This window comes from Pseudooceanicola atlanticus (assembly GCF_000768315.1).
Taxonomy (GTDB): domain Bacteria; phylum Pseudomonadota; class Alphaproteobacteria; order Rhodobacterales; family Rhodobacteraceae; genus Pseudooceanicola; species Pseudooceanicola atlanticus.
Map to the genome: position 1 here is coordinate 421871 of NZ_AQQX01000002.1, position 16965 is coordinate 438835.

General features: G+C 63.1%; 14 protein-coding genes. 5 read left to right on the forward strand and 9 right to left on the reverse strand.

All coding sequences use genetic code 11. The annotated features are described in order from the left end of the window. Positions 1-4: 4 nt before the first annotated feature. From ATO9_RS06185 to ATO9_RS06200, 4 genes are all read right to left on the reverse strand, one after another. Positions 5-2296: a glycosyl hydrolase family 28-related protein gene (locus ATO9_RS06185; protein WP_043746802.1), complete on the reverse strand. Its 2292-nt coding sequence runs from the start codon at positions 2294-2296 to the stop codon at positions 5-7. Positions 2297-2443: 147 nt separating this feature from the next. Beyond that, positions 2444-2857, reverse strand: coding sequence for a DUF4864 domain-containing protein (locus tag ATO9_RS06190; RefSeq protein WP_043746804.1), 414 nt, complete (start codon positions 2855-2857; stop codon positions 2444-2446). Positions 2858-2924: 67 nt separating this feature from the next. Then, positions 2925-3653: a DUF4336 domain-containing protein gene (locus ATO9_RS06195; protein ID WP_043746805.1), complete on the reverse strand. Its 729-nt coding sequence runs from the start codon at positions 3651-3653 to the stop codon at positions 2925-2927. 89 nt (positions 3654-3742) lie between these two features. Continuing rightward, entirely contained in the window at positions 3743-5317 is a 1575-nt protein-coding gene (locus ATO9_RS06200) for a lysine--tRNA ligase (protein WP_043746808.1), read from the reverse strand. 112 nt (positions 5318-5429) lie between these two features. On the opposite strand from ATO9_RS06200, the gene ATO9_RS06205 reads away from it, so the two are divergent. Next, positions 5430-5855 carry a tellurite resistance TerB family protein gene (locus tag ATO9_RS06205; protein WP_043746811.1) on the forward strand — a complete coding sequence of 142 codons (426 nt, stop codon included), beginning with the start codon at positions 5430-5432 and terminating at the stop codon, positions 5853-5855. Positions 5856-6031: 176 nt separating this feature from the next. Continuing rightward, positions 6032-6169: a hypothetical protein gene (locus tag ATO9_RS24215; RefSeq protein WP_156127806.1), complete on the forward strand. Its 138-nt coding sequence runs from the start codon at positions 6032-6034 to the stop codon at positions 6167-6169. A 99-nt stretch (positions 6170-6268) separates the two neighbouring features. On the opposite strand, the gene dacB is transcribed toward ATO9_RS24215, so the two are convergent. The 3 genes from dacB to ATO9_RS06220 form a co-directional block, all read right to left on the reverse strand. Continuing rightward, on the reverse strand, positions 6269-7762 hold the full coding sequence (gene dacB / locus ATO9_RS06210; RefSeq protein WP_043746814.1) for a D-alanyl-D-alanine carboxypeptidase/D-alanyl-D-alanine endopeptidase: 1494 nt from the start codon (positions 7760-7762) through the stop codon (positions 6269-6271). A gap of 62 nt (positions 7763-7824) precedes the next feature. Next, positions 7825-8427 carry a nicotinate-nucleotide adenylyltransferase gene (locus ATO9_RS06215; protein ID WP_081979493.1) on the reverse strand — a complete coding sequence of 201 codons (603 nt, stop codon included), beginning with the start codon at positions 8425-8427 and terminating at the stop codon, positions 7825-7827. A 135-nt stretch (positions 8428-8562) separates the two neighbouring features. Then, positions 8563-9717 (reverse strand): AI-2E family transporter, encoded by a 1155-nt coding sequence (locus ATO9_RS06220; protein ID WP_238318673.1) that lies wholly within the window; start codon positions 9715-9717, stop codon positions 8563-8565. A gap of 368 nt (positions 9718-10085) precedes the next feature. On the opposite strand from ATO9_RS06220, the gene ATO9_RS06225 reads away from it, so the two are divergent. Next, complete coding sequence (locus ATO9_RS06225; protein ID WP_043746817.1) at positions 10086-11513, forward strand: YfcC family protein; 1428 nt, start codon at positions 10086-10088, stop codon at positions 11511-11513. 153 nt (positions 11514-11666) lie between these two features. Beyond that, positions 11667-13322 carry an energy-dependent translational throttle protein EttA gene (gene ettA / locus ATO9_RS06230; protein ID WP_043746820.1) on the forward strand — a complete coding sequence of 552 codons (1656 nt, stop codon included), beginning with the start codon at positions 11667-11669 and terminating at the stop codon, positions 13320-13322. Positions 13323-13464: 142 nt separating this feature from the next. Here ettA and ATO9_RS06235 read toward each other — a convergent pair whose 3' ends face one another. Further along, positions 13465-13902: a DUF4168 domain-containing protein gene (locus tag ATO9_RS06235; protein ID WP_043746823.1), complete on the reverse strand. Its 438-nt coding sequence runs from the start codon at positions 13900-13902 to the stop codon at positions 13465-13467. 380 nt (positions 13903-14282) lie between these two features. Between ATO9_RS06235 and ATO9_RS06240 the strand changes: the two genes are divergently transcribed. Beyond that, positions 14283-14489 carry a cold-shock protein gene (locus ATO9_RS06240; RefSeq protein ID WP_043746826.1) on the forward strand — a complete coding sequence of 69 codons (207 nt, stop codon included), beginning with the start codon at positions 14283-14285 and terminating at the stop codon, positions 14487-14489. Between the two features lie 104 nt (positions 14490-14593). Here ATO9_RS06240 and ATO9_RS06245 read toward each other — a convergent pair whose 3' ends face one another. Next, complete coding sequence (locus tag ATO9_RS06245) at positions 14594-16645, reverse strand: calcium-binding protein (RefSeq protein ID WP_162183058.1); 2052 nt, start codon at positions 16643-16645, stop codon at positions 14594-14596. Positions 16646-16965 lie beyond the last annotated feature (320 nt).

Genomic DNA, 16965 nt, shown 5'->3' on the forward strand with positions numbered 1-16965 from the left:
TTGGTCAGATGGGATTATCCATCCGCACCCGCATCAGCACCGTCCCCTTCACCTCACCCTGCCAGCGCAGGTCGATCTCGTCCCTGTTGGACCCCTGTTCGGTCGTGACATAGGGCATGTAGAACTGCTTCACGTTGTTCGATGCCGTGATCGCGTTCCTGGCCATCAGGCTTTCCACCTGCTGCGCCCAGCCCCCGAACGGCAGTTTCGGGGCGCAGGATACGGTCCAGACCAGCGATTCAGAGTTTTCCGTATGCTCCAGCGTCAGCGGGTTCGTCGTCGCCGTCGACACCTGGTTGAAACTGTTGTCCGAGAAGGTGATGTTCTTCATCCGGCTGTAATCCATGTCCGCGAAGGACGTATCGATCGTCTCGACCCGGTCGATGGCCCCGGCGATGATCCGGAACGTGTTTCCGGTCAGCGACAGCCCGTTGATGAAATGCCCCGCCCCGTGTGGCCGCACCGTCAAGAAGGTGAACCAGGGCGCGACATGGCTCGCCAGGAAGATGTTGTCGCTGATATTCAAAGCCGAGAAGCTCAGCTCGGAGGCGAATTCCGGTGCCTGGTCATGTTCGTTTGCCCATTCGATATGGCAATTGTCGATGTAGTTGCCGGTGATCGTCGTGCGGCAGGACGTGGCCGTCAGGATCAGTCCCGCCGTGCGGACCGCGTTGGACGATGAATCCCCCTGGAAGAAGTGGTTGCCTGCAAACATCGACCCGGTGCCCGCCACCACACCGAAATGCCGCATGTGCATCGCGCGGTTGTCGCGGATCTTCAGGTCGTTCGCATTGGCGTTGAACCCGACGGACACGCGATCCTGCCCCAGTTTCTGGCTTTCATCCGACAGGAACTGGCACCGGTCCAGCATCATGCCCTGGCAGCCAGACCCGTGCGAGGTGATCCCCTTGTCCTTGGGCCGCGTCAGGAAACAGTCGCGCAGGTGAAAGATCGATCCGGTGGGCGCCAGCAGGATGCCGGAACAATCGCCCCAGCACTGGAACTCGATATCCGCCATCTCGAACTTGTCGAGCTTTGAGAACCCGCTGAAATCCAGCATGTGCTGGAACCGCTTGAACGTGTAATTCTGCGTTCCTGCCGCATCGTAGAGCGGGCGGGACAGGGTGATCTCGGCCGCACCGACATTCTTGTCGCGGACATAGATCTCGCGGCCCACGCCGTTCGCCTCGATCCGGGATCCGACGGGGATATTGGCGATGTTGTTGACGTTGGTCAGCTTCAGCGGGTTCGAGGTCGAATAGGTCGCCTGCCCCGTAACCGTCACCGTGTCCCAGGCCGGCCCGGCGATACACTCGAACTGGCCGTTCCGGATCAGCCGCCGCGTCGCATAGGACCCCTTGTTCGGCACGGCCGCCTGCATGTCGATGGGCGCGGTCACCCCGATCCGCCGCCCGCCCAGGTCCAGCGATTCATGATCGGCGTTGTTCAACAGCGCCTGGAACGCCTTCTTGAAGGCCAACTCCTCGTTTCCGAAGGCGTCGATATAGGTGGGCAGGTTGAAATCCTTGGTCAGCGACAGGATCTTGTCCGTCGCCATGGTCACCGTGCCCTCGAACCGGACCCGGCTCGACAAGACCAGGCTCTCGCCCAGCAGGTAGGTCCCCGCGGGCACCATCACCAGCCGCCCGTTCGCCGCATCATCCGCCGCCTCGAAGGCCGCCACATCGTTGGTCGACCCGTCACCCTTTGCCCCGTAATCGCGCACGTCGACCCAGGCCATCATGTCGCGCAGGAAGATGCTGGTGACGTCCTCGATGATGATATCGTCGATCCGCACGACCCCGCCATTGGCCCCGGTCAGGTCGATGCCGAAATAGCCATAATCGGGCTCGTTCCCCCAGACCATGTCGACGCCCGGCCGGTCGCCGGTGCCGACGATGGCCGCGACCTCCACGACCTCGCCATAGCTTGTCAGGGTGGTCGCCCCGGCGACCTCGGTCAGGCCGCCCACGTGGCTGTCACTGTTCTTGCCCGCCCAACCGGCGATCCGCACGCCGGGCAGCGCGCCGCTCACCGCCTTGATCCGCACCCGGACGCGCAGGTAGCAGCCCGGAATGATCGGCGTCTTCCCCATGTAGCGCAGCTTCTGGGTCGAACTGGTCTTGAGCAGCTCCAGGCAACCCCCGAAATCCTGGTCCGCCGGCACAAAGGCCGCATTGGCCGCGCCGTCATAGGTATCCGACCCCGCGGTGCCGTCCTGGCTCGACCAGACGCCCAGCCCGTCCTCGAACGCTGTCGGCATGAACTGGATGCCTTCGGTAATCGCCTTGTTCATCGCTATCCCCTTTTGCTCGGCCCCGGCGGGCGCGTCGCGATCCTCCGCAAGGGACAGACCCCGCGCGGCTACGGCGAAAGGGATAGGGACAGGGATTGAAGGGCAGCTTAGGCCACCGTCACGATGCCCGGCGCTGCGGGCAACGGCTCAGGTCGCCAGCGGCGGGCTTTCGACAAACCGGACACCGTTGATCTTCCAGCCTTCCTCGGTGCGGATCATGTCGTAATCCAGCAGGTAGAGCGTGCCCTTGCCATCGAGGATCTCGACCCGCTGAACGGTACGGCCGCCCTCTTCGCGCAGGTCCAGCATCCGCACCTGGCCGGGATCGCGCACCATCGGATAGCCCCGCTCGACCATCATGCCGAAATTCTGCGGGTCCTGGAACTGGAACTGGATCATCGGACTGGCATAGGAAAACGCCTCGTCCAGGTTGTCGGTGCGGAAGGCATCGAATTGTCGTGTGACGATGTCGCCGGGCGCGTCCGGCCCGGCCTGCTGGGCCTGAAGCGGTGTCAGGGCAAGGCTCGTCATCAGGGCGAGTACGGTCAGGATCAGGCGCATGGGAACTCCTCCTTGCCGGTAAGGATAGCGCATTTTCCCGACGCGGCCAAAAATCCGCAGCCCGTATCTAGCCAGAGAGCCGCCGCAGCCCCTTGCGCAACCGCGCCGTGGCATCGTCCTCGTAGCAGGCCCCATGGGCGACGATCACCTTTTCCGGTGCCAGATCGAGCATCCAATCGACATGCGCCCGGACCTCGGCCCGGTGCTTGCGAAACGTCCAGGCCATGTCCGGCGGCGTCCGCCCGTCAGGGGCGACGATCCCCGCCATCCGCACCAGCCCGGCCATCCACCACGGCAGATGCTCCGGTTCGAAATTCTCGATCAGGTCCGTCAGGATCAACACGCGTGAGGCGCGGTGATGGAACACCGCCTCCCGGTGCACGTCACTGCCGCTGACCAGCCGCGCGTCGAAGGCGCCCCAATCGGGCATCGCGCCCGCCTCCAGCACGTGATCGACCCGGATCGGCACGTCGTGACGCTCCGCCCGTTCGGCCACGCCCGGCGCCGCCCAGACCTCGATCCCCTCGCCCAGATCCTGCCATTGCCAGACGCTGGCATAATGGATCCAGTTGGGCGCCACGATGTGGCGGATCGGGCCAATCGCCTCGATCTCCTGCCACAGGGCCTCGTCCAGGGCGATCGGCGAATGCAGCCAGACGGTGCCATCCGGCAGGCGCACCACGGTCATTCGGGTGGGAAAGGGCAGGCCGTAGAACCGGATCGACGGGCCGTCCACGATCCAGATATCCGGACCGAACGGCTTGAGCGTATTCAGCGGTTCATACCCCGTCGTCACGTCAGCCTCCCCGGCGCGAATCCTTCTTCATCTTGCCGGAAATACTCCCGCCGGAGGCAACGGCCCGCAAGGGCCGTCGCCCGAAGGACTCAGCCCAGCTCTCCGGCCAGGCCCTTGTCGATCAGCGCGATGGTCTCTTCCACGCCGTAAAGCGCGATGAACCCGCCGAAACGCGGCCCCTGGGACGCGCCCAGCAGCACCTCGTACAATGCCTTGAACCAGTCGCGCATCGGGTCGAACCGGTCCCGGCCCACGTCGAACACGACCTGCTGCAACGCGTCGCCATCCACAGGCCCGTCATAGTCGGCCAGCGCGGCGCGCAGCGCTTCCAGCGCCTCGCGCTCGGCATCCGTCGGCGCGCGATAGACCTTCTCGGGCTTCACGAAGTCGTTGTAGTACCGCACCGCGTAACCGGCCGCCGCGTCGAGATCGGGATGCGTCTCCGCCGTCGCCTCGGGCGCATAGCGGCGGATGAAGCCCCACAGCGTCTCCTTGTCCTCGGCCCCAGCGACCGAGGCGAGGTTCAGCAGCATCGAGAACGGCACCACCATCTTCGATTCCGGCACATCGCCGTTGTGGATGTGGAAGACCGGGTTCGCCGCCTGCTGTTCGATCGTCTGGGTCGGATAGGCCCGGAGCTGCTGGTGATATTCGTCCATCGCCTTGGGGATGACGTCGAAATACAGCCGCTTGGCGGTCTTCGGCTTGGCGAACATGAAATAGGACAGCGACTCGGTCGAGGCATAGGTCAGCCATTCGTCGATCGAGATCCCGTTGCCGGAGGATTTCGAGATCTTCTGCCCCTTGTCGTCCAGGAACAGCTCGTAGGTGAAATGCTCGGGCTTCTTGCCGCCCAGGATCTCGCAGATGCGGTCGTAGATCGGCGTGTTGGTGCTGTGATCCTTGCCGTACATCTCGAAATCGACGTCCAGCGCGGCCCAGCGGGCGCCGAAATCGGGCTTCCACTGCAGCTTCACCTGGCCGCCGGTGACCGGCAGGGTCCATTCCTTGCCGTCCTCGTCGTCGAAGGTGATCGTGTAATCCTGCGCGTTCACCTCCTTCATCGGGACATACAGCACGCGGCCCGTCTCGGGATGGATCGGCAGGAAGATCGAATAGGTCTGCTGACGCTCCTCGCGCAGCGATTTCAGCATGACCTTCATGACGTCGTCGTATTTCTCGACCGCGCGCTTCAGCACCTCGTCGAACTGGCCGGACTTGTAGAATTCCGTGGCCGAGTAGAATTCGTATTCGAACCCGAACGTATCCAGGAACCGCCGCAGCATCGCGTTGTTGTGGTGGCCAAAGCTCTCATGCGTCTCGAACGGGTCATAGACGGCGGTCAGCGGCTTCTGGATATCCTCGCGCAGACGCTCCTGGTTCGGCACGTTGCCGGGGATCTTCCGCATCCCGTCCATGTCGTCGGAAAAACAGATCAGCCGGGTCGGAATGTCCGAGATCACCTCGAAGGCGCGACGGATCATCGTCGTGCGCAGCACTTCGCCAAAGGTCCCGATATGTGGCAGACCAGACGGGCCATAGCCCGTTTCGAACAGGACATAGCCCTTTTCGGGCGGTTTTTTCTCGTACCGTTTGAGTAGACGGCGCGCTTCTTCGAAAGGCCACGCCTTGGAAGTCATCCCCGCGTCACGCAGATCGCCCATCATTCTCTCCATAGGTTCGACCCGGGCCCTTGCCCGGCAACGTCGCCCTCTCTATTGCCCCCCTTGCAGAGCGTCAATATTCTGCACCGCAACACGATCCGTCGGAGCCACCATGACAGAAACCGAATCGCACCCGCTGACGCCGCAGGACTGCCTGGTCCTGCTCATGTTCTCCGTGTCCGTCTCCGACACCAACATCCGGACCTCCGAACTCATCAAGATCGAGAACCAGGTGAACACCCTGCCGATCTTCGGCACCTTCGACATCGACCGGATCACCGTGCTGTCGAACATGGTCTTCGACCTCTTCTCGGAAGAAGACGGGCTCGATGCGCTTTTCGGCCTGGTGCACGATAACCTTCCGGAAAAGCTGAATGAAACCGCCTATGCGCTGTGTTGCGACGTGGCCGCAGCCGACGGCATCCTGCGCGAGGGCGAGATCCGCCTGCTCGAGGAAATCCGCGACCAACTGAACATCGACCGCCTGCATGCCGCCGCGATCGAACGCGGCGCGCGGGCCCGTCACATGACCGTCTGACCTCCGCATTCCGCCGCAAAAATAATCCGCGCCGGCCCCGCCACGCGCGGATTTTCGCCCGTCCGCCCGCGAAACCGGCGACAGCACGCCATTTTCCGCAGGTCGGGAAAGCCTGACTTGCCGTGGCGGCAATCCGGGCGCAGGATAATCCTTATTTAGAAAACGGATTATCCAAGATGAAGAACCGTGGCATCCTGATACTGGGACTTGTCCTCCTCTGCACCCTGCCCGTCCTCGATACCCTCCTGGACGAGAACACATCGCACCGCACCGTGCGGCTCGATACCCCCTTCTCGCAGACGCAGAACAACTGAGCCGACCGGCCGCATAGCGGCCGGCGCGCGCTCCCAAGCCCCGCCTTTCACGACACCGGCAGGCCGCACCGGGCCGCCATGACCCGTCGTCGTGCCTGATTATCCTGCGTGAATCACACCCCAGCGTTGCAGCAGCGCCTGCTGCAGCAACCGTGACCGCCGCGCCCACGCACGACCACCCGCGGGGCGTTCCCGCTCCGCCTCGCTCAGCGCGTCGCGGCGCGGTATGTCGGCGGTCAGGATGGCAAAGGCCATGTCCCGCCCGTCCGGCATCTCTGCATAGCCCGCCAGGGTCGAGACAAAGTTCAACGTCCCGGTCTTGGCCACCACATCCAGCGGATGGTCGGGCATCACCTTGTAATCGCGGTTGCGCATGTCGATGGTCTTCAGCAGTGGCCGCAATTCCGCGCGGGCCAGCGGCGTCGACAGCGCGCGGACCAGGTCTTCCACCGTGGTCCGCGACCGGTCGCCCAGCCCCGAATGATCCACGAAATCGGTATCCGTCAGGCCCAGCCGTTCGCGCGCCCAATCCGACATCCGCCGCGCCGAGGCCTCAAGCGTCGCCGCCCGCCCCGACAGGCCCGCCGTCGCGGCCAGCCCGACCATCTCTGCGGTGATGTTGGTGGAATAGAGCAGCATGTCCCGCAGGATGTAGCGCATCGGCTCGCTCTCGCGCTCCGCCACGACGCGGCCCTGCGGCAGGACCTGCGTCACCCGCGGCGTTTCCAGCACGATGCCATACGACCGCATCAGCGTCTGGAACACCTCGCCGGCATAGAGTTCGGGCTTGCGCACCGGCAGCCAGCGCGACCCGCCATTGCCCAGCGCGCCCTGCGCCACGGTCCAGTCGTCGCGCCCACCCTCGTCGGCATAGGTATAGACGGGCCCGGACCGGTCCACGATCCGCATCCGCGCCATGGCAACCTCGGGCCGGTACTTGTCCGACCGCGCATCCATCGTCACGCCCCAGCGCCCGCCATCCCGGCGCCATTCGAAATGCACCCGGTTGAAGTTCAGCGCCAGCCCCGAAACCGAGGGGTTGTAGCCCACATGCGGCGGCTGCAGCACGTCGATCACCTGCGCATAGGGCAGCGCGCCGCCCCAGACGTAGAAATGCCCCTCGACTGCGCGCAGCCCGGTGGCCTTCACCGCCGCGGCCAGTTCGGCCAGGTCATTGGTCTGCAAGGTCGGATCGCCCCCGCCCTGCAGGATCAGGTCGCCCTTCAGCACCCCATCCTCGATCGGGCCCGTGGCCGTGACCTGGGTGGCAAACCGATGCTCGGCCCCCAGCACGTCCAGCGCATAAAGCGCGGTCAGCGCCTTGGCCACGCTGGCCGGCGGCAGGGGCAACGTTGGGTTACGCGCCTCCAGCAGCTGGGTCTGCGACAGGTCGGCCACGTGGAACGCCGCCTCGCCGGACAGACCGGCCTCGGCGATCATCTCTTCTGCGGTGACGGAGAGCGGCTTGGTCGAACCCGGACGGGCTTCGGGGCGCTTCGACGTGGCCGGCGGCTGTGCCGCAACGATGGCCGGAACCGCGACGGATGCGGTCAGGCCTGCCAGAAATAAGCGTCGATCAAAATGCCTTGTCATGGCGACACGTTAAGCGCCAAATCCCGCTCCGCTCAAGAGGCTGCAACGCCCTATTGAACACCTTATCGCGACCAGTCACCCCGATTTCGCAGGATTGTAGACGAAAGCGAAACCATTGGCACGTTCACGAAACACCAGGCCGGCGTTTCGGCATGACCCAAAAGATGCGAGGACCGACCCGCCAGCCGGTACTCCCTGTAGAACCGCGCCGCCTTGGACATCCGCGCCGAGATCCGGTCGCCCGGTCGCGCCAGCACGCCCACCGGCACGTTCTCCATGATCCAGCGCCAATCCTGCCACTGATCCAGCTGCGCCAGGTTGTCCGCCCCCATCAGCCAGACGAACCGCGTCCGCGGATACAGATGCACGATCCGGTGCAGCGTCTCTGCGGTATAGCGCGTGCCCAGCACCGCCTCTATGCCGGTGATCTCAACCGCCGGATGGTCGATCACGTCCCGCGCCCGGGCAATCCTGTCCGCCATCGGCGCAGGCTGTCGCGCCTTCAGCGGGTTACCGGGGCTCACCAGCCACCATACCCGGTCCAGCCCGAACAATTGCAGCGCCTCGCGGGTGATATGCGCATGACCGTCATGGGCCGGATCGAAAGACCCGCCCAGCAATCCGATCACTTGCCCGGGGGCCGCATGGGGTATCGCGTAACGCATGCCTTCGCCATATCCGAGAAAAGGAAGAACCCCAAGGCCCTGCGCGCGCGGCCCCTGTTTCATCTGGCCGACCAATATCCCGGGAGGTCCGGAGGGCAGAGCCCTCCGCCACACCGCCCGCAACAGGCGTGGACGTCAAAGCCGGGGCGGCTTCTCCGCCCCCAGGAAGCGGCCCAGGAAATCCAGCGCTGGCAGGTTGTCACAGACGACCTTCAACCCGACCAGGAAGGGCACCGCCATCAGCGCACCCGCAACGCCCCACAGCCAGGCCCAGAAGATCACCGCGACGAAAACGGCCGCCGCGTTCAGGCTCAGGTGCCGGCCGACCAGCACCGGCGTCACCATCTGCCCCTCGATCGAGGTCAGCAGCAGGTAGACCGCCGGCGGCACCAGCATCGCACCCGCCGTTTCGAAGGTGATCAGCGACACCGCCGCCACGGCCACCACGCCAATCATCGCGCCCAGGTAAGGCAGGTAGTTCAACAGGAAGGCCGCGACGCCCCAGACATGGGCATAGGGCATCCCGATCGCATGCATGCTCAGCCCGATACACAGGCCCAGCGCCGCGTTGATGACCGTGATCGCCCCCAGGTAGCGCGAGATCTGCCGCTCGATGTCATGCGACACTCGTAACGCCCGTTTCTTGTCCTGCATCCGGGAAAAACTCTGCACCAGCTTGCGCTGGAACATGTCGCCCGAGGCCAGCAGGAACATCGCCAGGATCAGCGCGATCACCAGCGCAGTCCCCGTCCCCGCCAGGGAGGACAGCGCCGTTTCCACCATGCCCGGCTCGTCCACCAGCACCGTGGTCACATCGTCTTCATTTTCGGGGGTCGCAGGGTCATCGCCACCGCCGCCCTTGGCCAGCTCCTGCATGTCCTCTTCGGCTTCCTGCACCTGGCGCAGCTTGTCCCGCACGTAGTCCAGCTTGCCCTCGGCCGAGGCCCGCACCTCCGGCAGGGTCTCCACCAGGTTCGAGGCCGGGCCACTCAGCATGTAAAGCCCAAAGCCCGATCCCAGCCCGATACTCGAGATCAGCACGATCGCCGCCACCCCGGCCGGCACGCCAATCTTGCGCAGCCACCGCACCAGAGGCGACAGCGTCAGCGCGATCAGGAAGCCCAGCACGATGGGCAGGATGACATCCTTGGCCATCGAAATCGACCAGAAGAAGAACAGGATCAGGATCCCGCCCAGCAGATATTCAATCCGGTGAAGCGATTCCAGGCGGAGGGTCTCCGCCGGCTCCTCTTCGATCTCGCTGGCTTCGCTTGCTGGCTGACCGTCCACGTCCGTCCCCTTTTGCACCGGGTTCAACGCCGCACCCCCGCAACGGTTCCGGAATCCCCCACCGCCGCACCGATTTTCGGCATTTCCCATCGGAAAACAGCCAAGGACTGAATTTGTAGCGATAAATTCAACCATGACACTTTATCAAAGGCGCATTCTTCGTGCAGGTTTAACCTAGGCATCGCCGCTTCGCCGCGCAACGGGGCCGGCTTGCCCGCCATCACTGGCAGATGGCCGAGACCGATGCGTCCCCCCCGCCGGGTCCCCTCTCCGGCGGGCAGGATCGCCTCCCCCAATCCTCCGGTCTCCCTCGAAATCGCGGCCCCTGTTCCCCCGCGACACAGCGAACTCCCGAAAGGAGCGTAACGATGACTGATACGACGGACAGTGCCACCAAGCGGAAATGGCAATTCCCCGATCCGATGGTGATGATCTTCTACATCCTGCTGCTGGCCAGCCTGCTGACGCTGATCGTGCCCGCAGGGTCCTATGACCGCGAAGAGGTGAACGGCGCCACCCGCGTCGTGCCCGACAGCTTCGCCTATACCGACAGCGACGGGGCGTTCTCATTCGGCGGGGTGATCGACTTCCTGTTTTCGATCTTCGTGTCGATCCCGCGCGGCCTGCTGGATGCCGCCCCCTACCTGTTCATCGTCTTCATCGCGGGCGGGCTGTTCCACACGATGACGAAAAGCCACGCGATGGAACATGCCATCGGCACCATGGTGAAGCATATCGGCATGGAACGGCGCGGCCTGATCGTCTGGATCGGGACGTATCTCTACGGACTCTTCGGCATCGCCGTCGGGTTCGAGAACAACATCGCCCTCGTGCCCGTCGCCATGATCATCTCGGCCACGATCGGCTATGGCAATGTCGTCGGCGTCTGCATGGCCGTCGGCGGGATCGGCATCGGCTTTGCCCTGTCGCCGATCAACCCCTACACGGTCGGCGTGTCCCAGACGATCGCGGAACTGCCGCTCTTCTCCGGCGCGATCTACCGCTTCATCCTGTGCATGGCCTCGCTCACCCTGCTGGCGCTCTACATCAACCACTACGTGGTCAAGCTGAAGGATGCGCAGCCCTCGTCCGAGGACGAATCCGGCCTGACCAAGGACATTTCCGAATATTACATGCGCAAGAGCGACAAGATCATCATCGGCGCCTTCGCCCTGGGGATCGTCGTCATCGCCGTCTGTTCCTACCTCTCGGGCACCGGCGCGCTTGGCCGGTCGTGGTACATCAACGAAATCGCGGCCGTCTTCCTGATCGTGTCCGTCGTCGCTGCCATCGCCAGCGGGATGAGCGCGAACGACTATGTCGCCAACATGGTCGAAGGCGCCTCCAAGGTCACCGGCGGCGCGCTGGTCATCGGTCTGGCCGCCTCGATCAAGATCATGCTCGACGATGGCGGCATCATCGACACGATCATCTACGGGCTGAACGCAACAGCCCAGGCCGTGCCGCTGCAATTGCTGGCGCCGGTGATGAGCGTGATCCAGGGCGTCATCAACTTCTTCGTGCCCTCCGGCTCGGGTCAGGCGCTCGTGACCATGCCGATCCTCGTGCCGCTGGCGGACCTGACCGGGATGACCCGGCAGCTGATGATCATGGCCTTCCAGGTGGGCGACGGGTTGACCAACCTGATCGTGCCGACCTCGGGCGGGACGCTGGCGATGCTGGCGCTCGGCGGGGTCAGCTACCCGCTCTGGATCAAGGTGTTCATGCCCTTCATGATCGCCGTCTACATCCTGTGCTTCGCCTTCCTGATCATGGGCCACTACATCGGCTATTGATCTGGCGTGCCCTCTGCGCGGCCCGCCACGCCCGGGCCGCGCAGCCCCCGAATGACCCAGCATGAAAAGGCCCTGCGGCCCCTACGGCGATTGCCCCGCCCCACCGCTTTCGGTATGGGAGGCGAAACGCGTTCAAGCTGACGGAGTATCAACATGGCCGCCTATCAATATGTCTACCACATGTCCGGCGTCTCCAAGACCTACCCGGGTGGCAAGAAATGCTTTGAAAACATCAACCTGAACTTCCTCCCCGGGGTGAAGATCGGGGTCGTCGGCGTCAACGGCGCCGGTAAGTCCACCCTGCTCAAGATCATGGCCGGCTGGGACAAGGATTTCTCGGGCGAAGCCTGGCATGCCGAAGGCGCCAAGGTCGGCTACCTGCCGCAGGAACCGGAACTCGACGCCAGCCTCGACGTGCGCGGCAACGTCATGCTGGGCGTGGCCGAAAAGAAGGCCAAGCTCGATCGGTTCAACGAACTGGCGATGAACTATTCCGACGAAACCGCGGATGAGATGGCCCAGCTCCAGGACGAGATCGACAGCCAGAACCTGTGGGATCTCGACGCCCAGATCGACATCTCGATGGAGGCGCTGCGCTGCCCCCCCGACGATGCCGACGTGACCACCCTGTCGGGCGGTGAACGCCGCCGCGTCGCCCTGTGCAAGCTGCTGCTGGAACAGCCCGACATGCTGCTGCTGGACGAACCGACCAACCACCTGGACGCGGAAACCATCGCCTGGCTGCAACAGCACCTGATCGACTACAAGGGCACCATCCTGATCGTCACCCACGACCGCTACTTCCTGGATGACATCACCGGCTGGATCCTCGAACTCGACCGCGGCCGCGGCATCCCCTACGAGGGCAACTACTCCTCCTGGCTGGAACAGAAGGCCAAGCGGCTGGAACGCGAAGCCAAGGAAGACAAGGCCCAGCAGAAGACGCTCCAGCGCGAGCTTGACTGGATGCGCCAGGGCGCCAAAGCCCGGCAGGCCAAGTCCAAGGCCCGTATCCAGGCCTACGAGGAACTGGCCAACCAGTCCGAACGCGAAAAGATCACCCGCGCCCAGATCGTGATCCCCGCCGGCCAGCGGCTCGGCTCCAAGGTGATCGAGGTCGAGGGCCTGAAAAAGGCCATGGGCGACAAGCTCCTGATCGAGAACCTGTCCTTCTCCCTGCCGCCGGGCGGCATCGTCGGTGTGATCGGCCCCAACGGCGCCGGCAAATCCACTCTGTTCAAGATGCTGACCGGGCAGGAACAGCCCGACGAGGGCAGCATCGAATTCGGCGACACGGTCGAACTGTCCTATGTCGACCAGTCCCGCGACGACCTGGCCGATGGCGACACCGTCTGGGAGGCGATCACCGGCGGCGCCGAGATCATCCAGCTGGGCGACGCCCAGGTGAATTCCCGCGCCTATTGCTCGTCCTTCAACTTCAAGGGCGGCGACCAGCAGAAGAAGGTCAACCTGCTGTCGGGCGGTGAACGCAACCGCGTCCACATGGCCCGCCTGCTGAAATCCGGCGGCAACGTGCTGCTGCTCGACGAACCGACCAACGATCTCGACGTGGAAACCCTCCGCGCCCTCGAGGACGCCCTGACCGAGTTCGCCGGCTGCGCCGTGGTGATCTCCCACGACCGGTTCTTCCTCGACCGCATCTGCACGCACATCCTCGCCTTCGAGGGCGACGCCCATGTCGAATGGTTCGAAGGCAACTTCGAGGATTACGAGGAAGACAAGAAACGCCGCCTCGGCCCCGACGCGCTGGAACCCAAGCGGATCAAGCACAAGAAATTCGTGCGCTGATCCCCTCGCGCCGATGCTGGGCGGCCCGACCGCCTGGTAAATCGCGCACGCACAGTCTCAAACGCAAAAACGCCGCCCCGGATCGGGGCGGCGTTCCTGTCCGGACGCGCTGGAGGTCGCGCCCGGCAGACGATGGGCTGGGTTACCCTTCGTCGTTCTGGGTGCCGGGATCCATCCCGACACGTTGCTGCACCATCGCGACCAGTTGCGCGCGCAGGGATTCGTCTTCCTGGGCGGCGCGGCCGATGGCGTTGTAGGTTTCGACGTCGATGCCTTCGGCGGCTTCGACGGCGCTGACCATCTCGGAATTGGCCTGCTGCGCCAGCTCCTGGCGTTCGGCGTCATCCGCCGCGGCCTCGATCTGCGGCATGTAGGTCTGGCGGACCTGCTGCATCTTCACCGTCGCATCGGCAAAGCCCGAAAGCTCCGCATCGGTGAAGGACAGTTCGCTCTGCAATTCCTCGGATGCGCCGGCTTCGGGGGCGGTGCTGTCCGCGGCCTGGGCAAAGGCTGCCACCGGGGACAGGGCCAGCCCTGCCACCATCACACCACGCAGAAGTTTCGATTTCGTATCGGTCATCAGATCCTCCGATCTTCGGTCTGTTCCGGTCTGGCGCGGGGTCCGCGCCGCTCCCGATCGACCTAAGGGCCCGCCCGGTCTGCACAACCGCCAGCCAACCGAAACAGCGGCACCTCGCTGAAATCGCCTGCACCGGACGGCGGGGATTTGCTGATACCCACCGCCCCGTTGCCTCGCAAAACAAGCGTCAGCGCCACTTGGCCGAAAACGCACGGGCCCGAAAACATTTCTTCCCAAACGCCACGGAACCTGTCACACAGGGTGTGCTTTACGACCTCTACCGACTCTACTGTTTCTCTACACGGCTACAGTCTTCGTTAGACACAATTTAGCCGCGGCCGTCGCATTCCGCGGGCGGCACAGAAACAGGAGACACGGATATGGCCACTGGCACCGTGAAATGGTTCAACTCGACCAAAGGCTTCGGCTTCATCGCCCCCGAGGGCGGTTCCAAGGACGTTTTCGTCCACATCTCGGCCGTCGAACGCTCTGGCCTGACCGGCCTGGCAGACGGCGCAAAGGTCACCTTTGACCTCGAAGCCGGCCGCGATGGCCGCGAGAGCGCGACCAACCTCGCGCTGGTCTGATCTACCATCCGATCATTGATCTGATCGGCATTCGATCTTGAACGAAACGCCCGCGATCCTGAATCGCGGGCGTTTTTCTTTTGGTCGATGCGAAGGTGCGGGGATCAGACGATCTGGAAATCGTCCGACGTCAGCATCGCGTCATTGCCGATTCTTGCAAACAGAACCTGATCCGCGCTGCCCGACCCATCGGCATCATAGTAGACGTTACCCAGGTTGCTGTCGAAGATGATACGGTCGTCCGCATCCGCCGCGATTTGCCCCATGACAAAGCTTTCCGCCGCCAACGTGCCACCGGACGTGGTTTCCAGATCGGAGAAAATATTGCTGCGCAACAGTATCATGTCCGAACCGCTCTCGAAATCTGCGATCGTATCGACATTGGTTTCGGCATTCAGCTGACGGTCAAAGACAAATGTGTCGTCACCGCCTTGGCCGCGCAGCCAGTCATTGCCACCGCGCCCAATCAGGACGTTATCGGCCATGTTGCCCGTGATCATATTGTCGATGTCATTGCCGATCCCGTTCAACCCGACGGTCGTCTGAAGGGCCAAGTTCTCGACATTGGATTCCAAGAGGTGCGTCTTGAACGCAAAGACGGTGTCCGTACCGCCTCCGGAGTCTTCGACGATCGTGTCGCCCGGGGTGCGGACTCGGTAGATATCGTCACCGTCTCCACCGACCAGCGTATCGACATTGGTACCGCCATCCAGGATGTTATTGCCCGAATTGCCGGTGATCACATTGGCCAAGCCGTTGCCAATCGCTGTCAGGTCATCCGTCCCGGTCAGTGTCAGATTCTCGATATGTTGACGGCCCATTGCAAAGTCGACGCTGGACATCACCGTGTCGGTGCCCGACCAGCTGCGGCTCTCAAAGATCATGTCGCCCAGATCGCTCACAAGGAACGTATCAGAACCCTCTCCGCCAACCATGGTGTCGTTGCCGCCACCACCGCCGATATTGTCATCTCCTGCATCACCGCGAAGCAGGTCATCACCGCCCGCGCCACGCAGAATATCATGACCGTCACCGCCAAAGGCCGTGTCGTTGGCCATGCCGGTCTGTGCATTGGGCAGCCCCTGATCGCTGTCGGACCACGACCCTGTATGGATCTCATCGTTGCCGGCACCGCCATAGATCACATCGGACCCGTCAGCGCTGGCATCGAAGGCCCGGTTGGTAACCGCCGTGATCCGGCTGTCATCGTCCCCGGTGATGATGTCATCGCCGGCACGACCCACGATCAGGTCATCGCCAGCACCACCGGCCAGCCCATTGTCGTAATCCGACAATGTCAGCGCGCCCGAGGCACCCATGTCCGCGGCATTTGCCTGGTTATCGTCATCCACACCGGAATCCAGCGTGTCGTTGCCGGTTCCGCCGTCCAGAACATCGCTGCCCGCGCGGCCGATCAGCTTGTCATTGTCGGCACCGCCACGGATCACGTCGTCATCCGCTCCGCCATCCAGCGTGTCGTTGCCATCTTTGCCAAGCATGGTGTCATCACCGGTACCGCCTTTGGCCCGGTTATCATTCGCGTCGAGCGAGAAGATATCGCTTGCCACGTCGCGTTGCTGTGCAAGCAATTGCAAAGCCTCTTCATAGGTTGCGGTCTCGATCTCACCCGCGGCAACCGGCAGAATCCCGGTGTAACCGTTGGTGCCGCCATCAACCTCTCCACCGGTCCCGGCGCCCAGGCCATCAGGAACGACCATGCCGTGCAGCACGATCTCTCGCAGGGCCAGCGGCATCAGGTCTTCCGCGGTGTAGTTGGCATTCGTCACCGGGCTTACGAACTGGCTGTTGTCGCTCAGGTCATAACTCTGGATGAAAGACAGCTGACCATTGGCGTCTGTCTCGACGAAATTTCCGTCCGCATCGGTCAGGCCAAGTAGAACGTCGCCGTATTTCCCGACGCCTTCCAGAACTTCCACAATGCCATCGCCGTCAGCGTCATCAGCCAGCGTCGGGGTGGTTGCATCGGTCGGGTTGCCCTGACCATCGAACGTGCCGTGGATGTGCTGCGCATGGCCGATATTCGCAGTCATGCCCTCTCCGACGATCGAAACGTTCAGGTAGGGTGTGCCATCGTCTTCCGTCGACATGGCCAGAACCGCCGTCGACTGAACGCCGGAACTGTTAAGCGCGGTCAAATCTACCGTCCAGAACGCGTCTGCACGGCCCAAGAATGCCTCAAATGATGTGTACGTGGAACCTAGATGTGCCATGGAACCTCCTTTTCCGTTGGTCCCTAAAGGCACGATTTACAGGCCATGAAGTTTCGATCTTTCTTTGAATTTATTGAGGAAATCCGGAAATCAACACGCCAAGACACTGCAATAAAACATTAAATTCATGAAAAATTCTAAATCTGAGAAATATATTTCGCGGGCGGAAGCCTATCTATGAGAAAACGCTTTTTCTGTTTCAGCCATTGAAACTTGGCCTCCTTGAAACAAGGATCAATGCAACC

Excerpts from the sequence above, each read along its gene's own strand:
- ATO9_RS06185 (WP_043746802.1), bottom strand. The coding sequence starts at position 2,296 with ATGAACAAGGCGATTACCGAAGGCATCCAGTTCATGCCGACAGCGTTC.
- ATO9_RS06215 (WP_081979493.1), bottom strand. The coding sequence starts at position 8,427 with ATGCGTTACGCGATACCCCATGCGGCCCCCGGGCAAGTGATCGGATTG.
- ATO9_RS06240 (WP_043746826.1), top strand. The coding sequence starts at position 14,283 with ATGGCCACTGGCACCGTGAAATGGTTCAACTCGACCAAAGGCTTCGGC.
- dacB (WP_043746814.1), bottom strand. The coding sequence starts at position 7,762 with ATGACAAGGCATTTTGATCGACGCTTATTTCTGGCAGGCCTGACCGCA.
- ATO9_RS06200 (WP_043746808.1), bottom strand. The coding sequence starts at position 5,317 with ATGGGCGATCTGCGTGACGCGGGGATGACTTCCAAGGCGTGGCCTTTC.
- ATO9_RS24215 (WP_156127806.1), top strand. The coding sequence starts at position 6,032 with ATGAAGAACCGTGGCATCCTGATACTGGGACTTGTCCTCCTCTGCACC.
- ATO9_RS06235 (WP_043746823.1), bottom strand. The coding sequence starts at position 13,902 with ATGACCGATACGAAATCGAAACTTCTGCGTGGTGTGATGGTGGCAGGG.
- ATO9_RS06225 (WP_043746817.1), top strand. The coding sequence starts at position 10,086 with ATGACTGATACGACGGACAGTGCCACCAAGCGGAAATGGCAATTCCCC.
- ATO9_RS06190 (WP_043746804.1), bottom strand. The coding sequence starts at position 2,857 with ATGCGCCTGATCCTGACCGTACTCGCCCTGATGACGAGCCTTGCCCTG.
- ettA (WP_043746820.1), top strand. The coding sequence starts at position 11,667 with ATGGCCGCCTATCAATATGTCTACCACATGTCCGGCGTCTCCAAGACC.
- ATO9_RS06205 (WP_043746811.1), top strand. The coding sequence starts at position 5,430 with ATGACAGAAACCGAATCGCACCCGCTGACGCCGCAGGACTGCCTGGTC.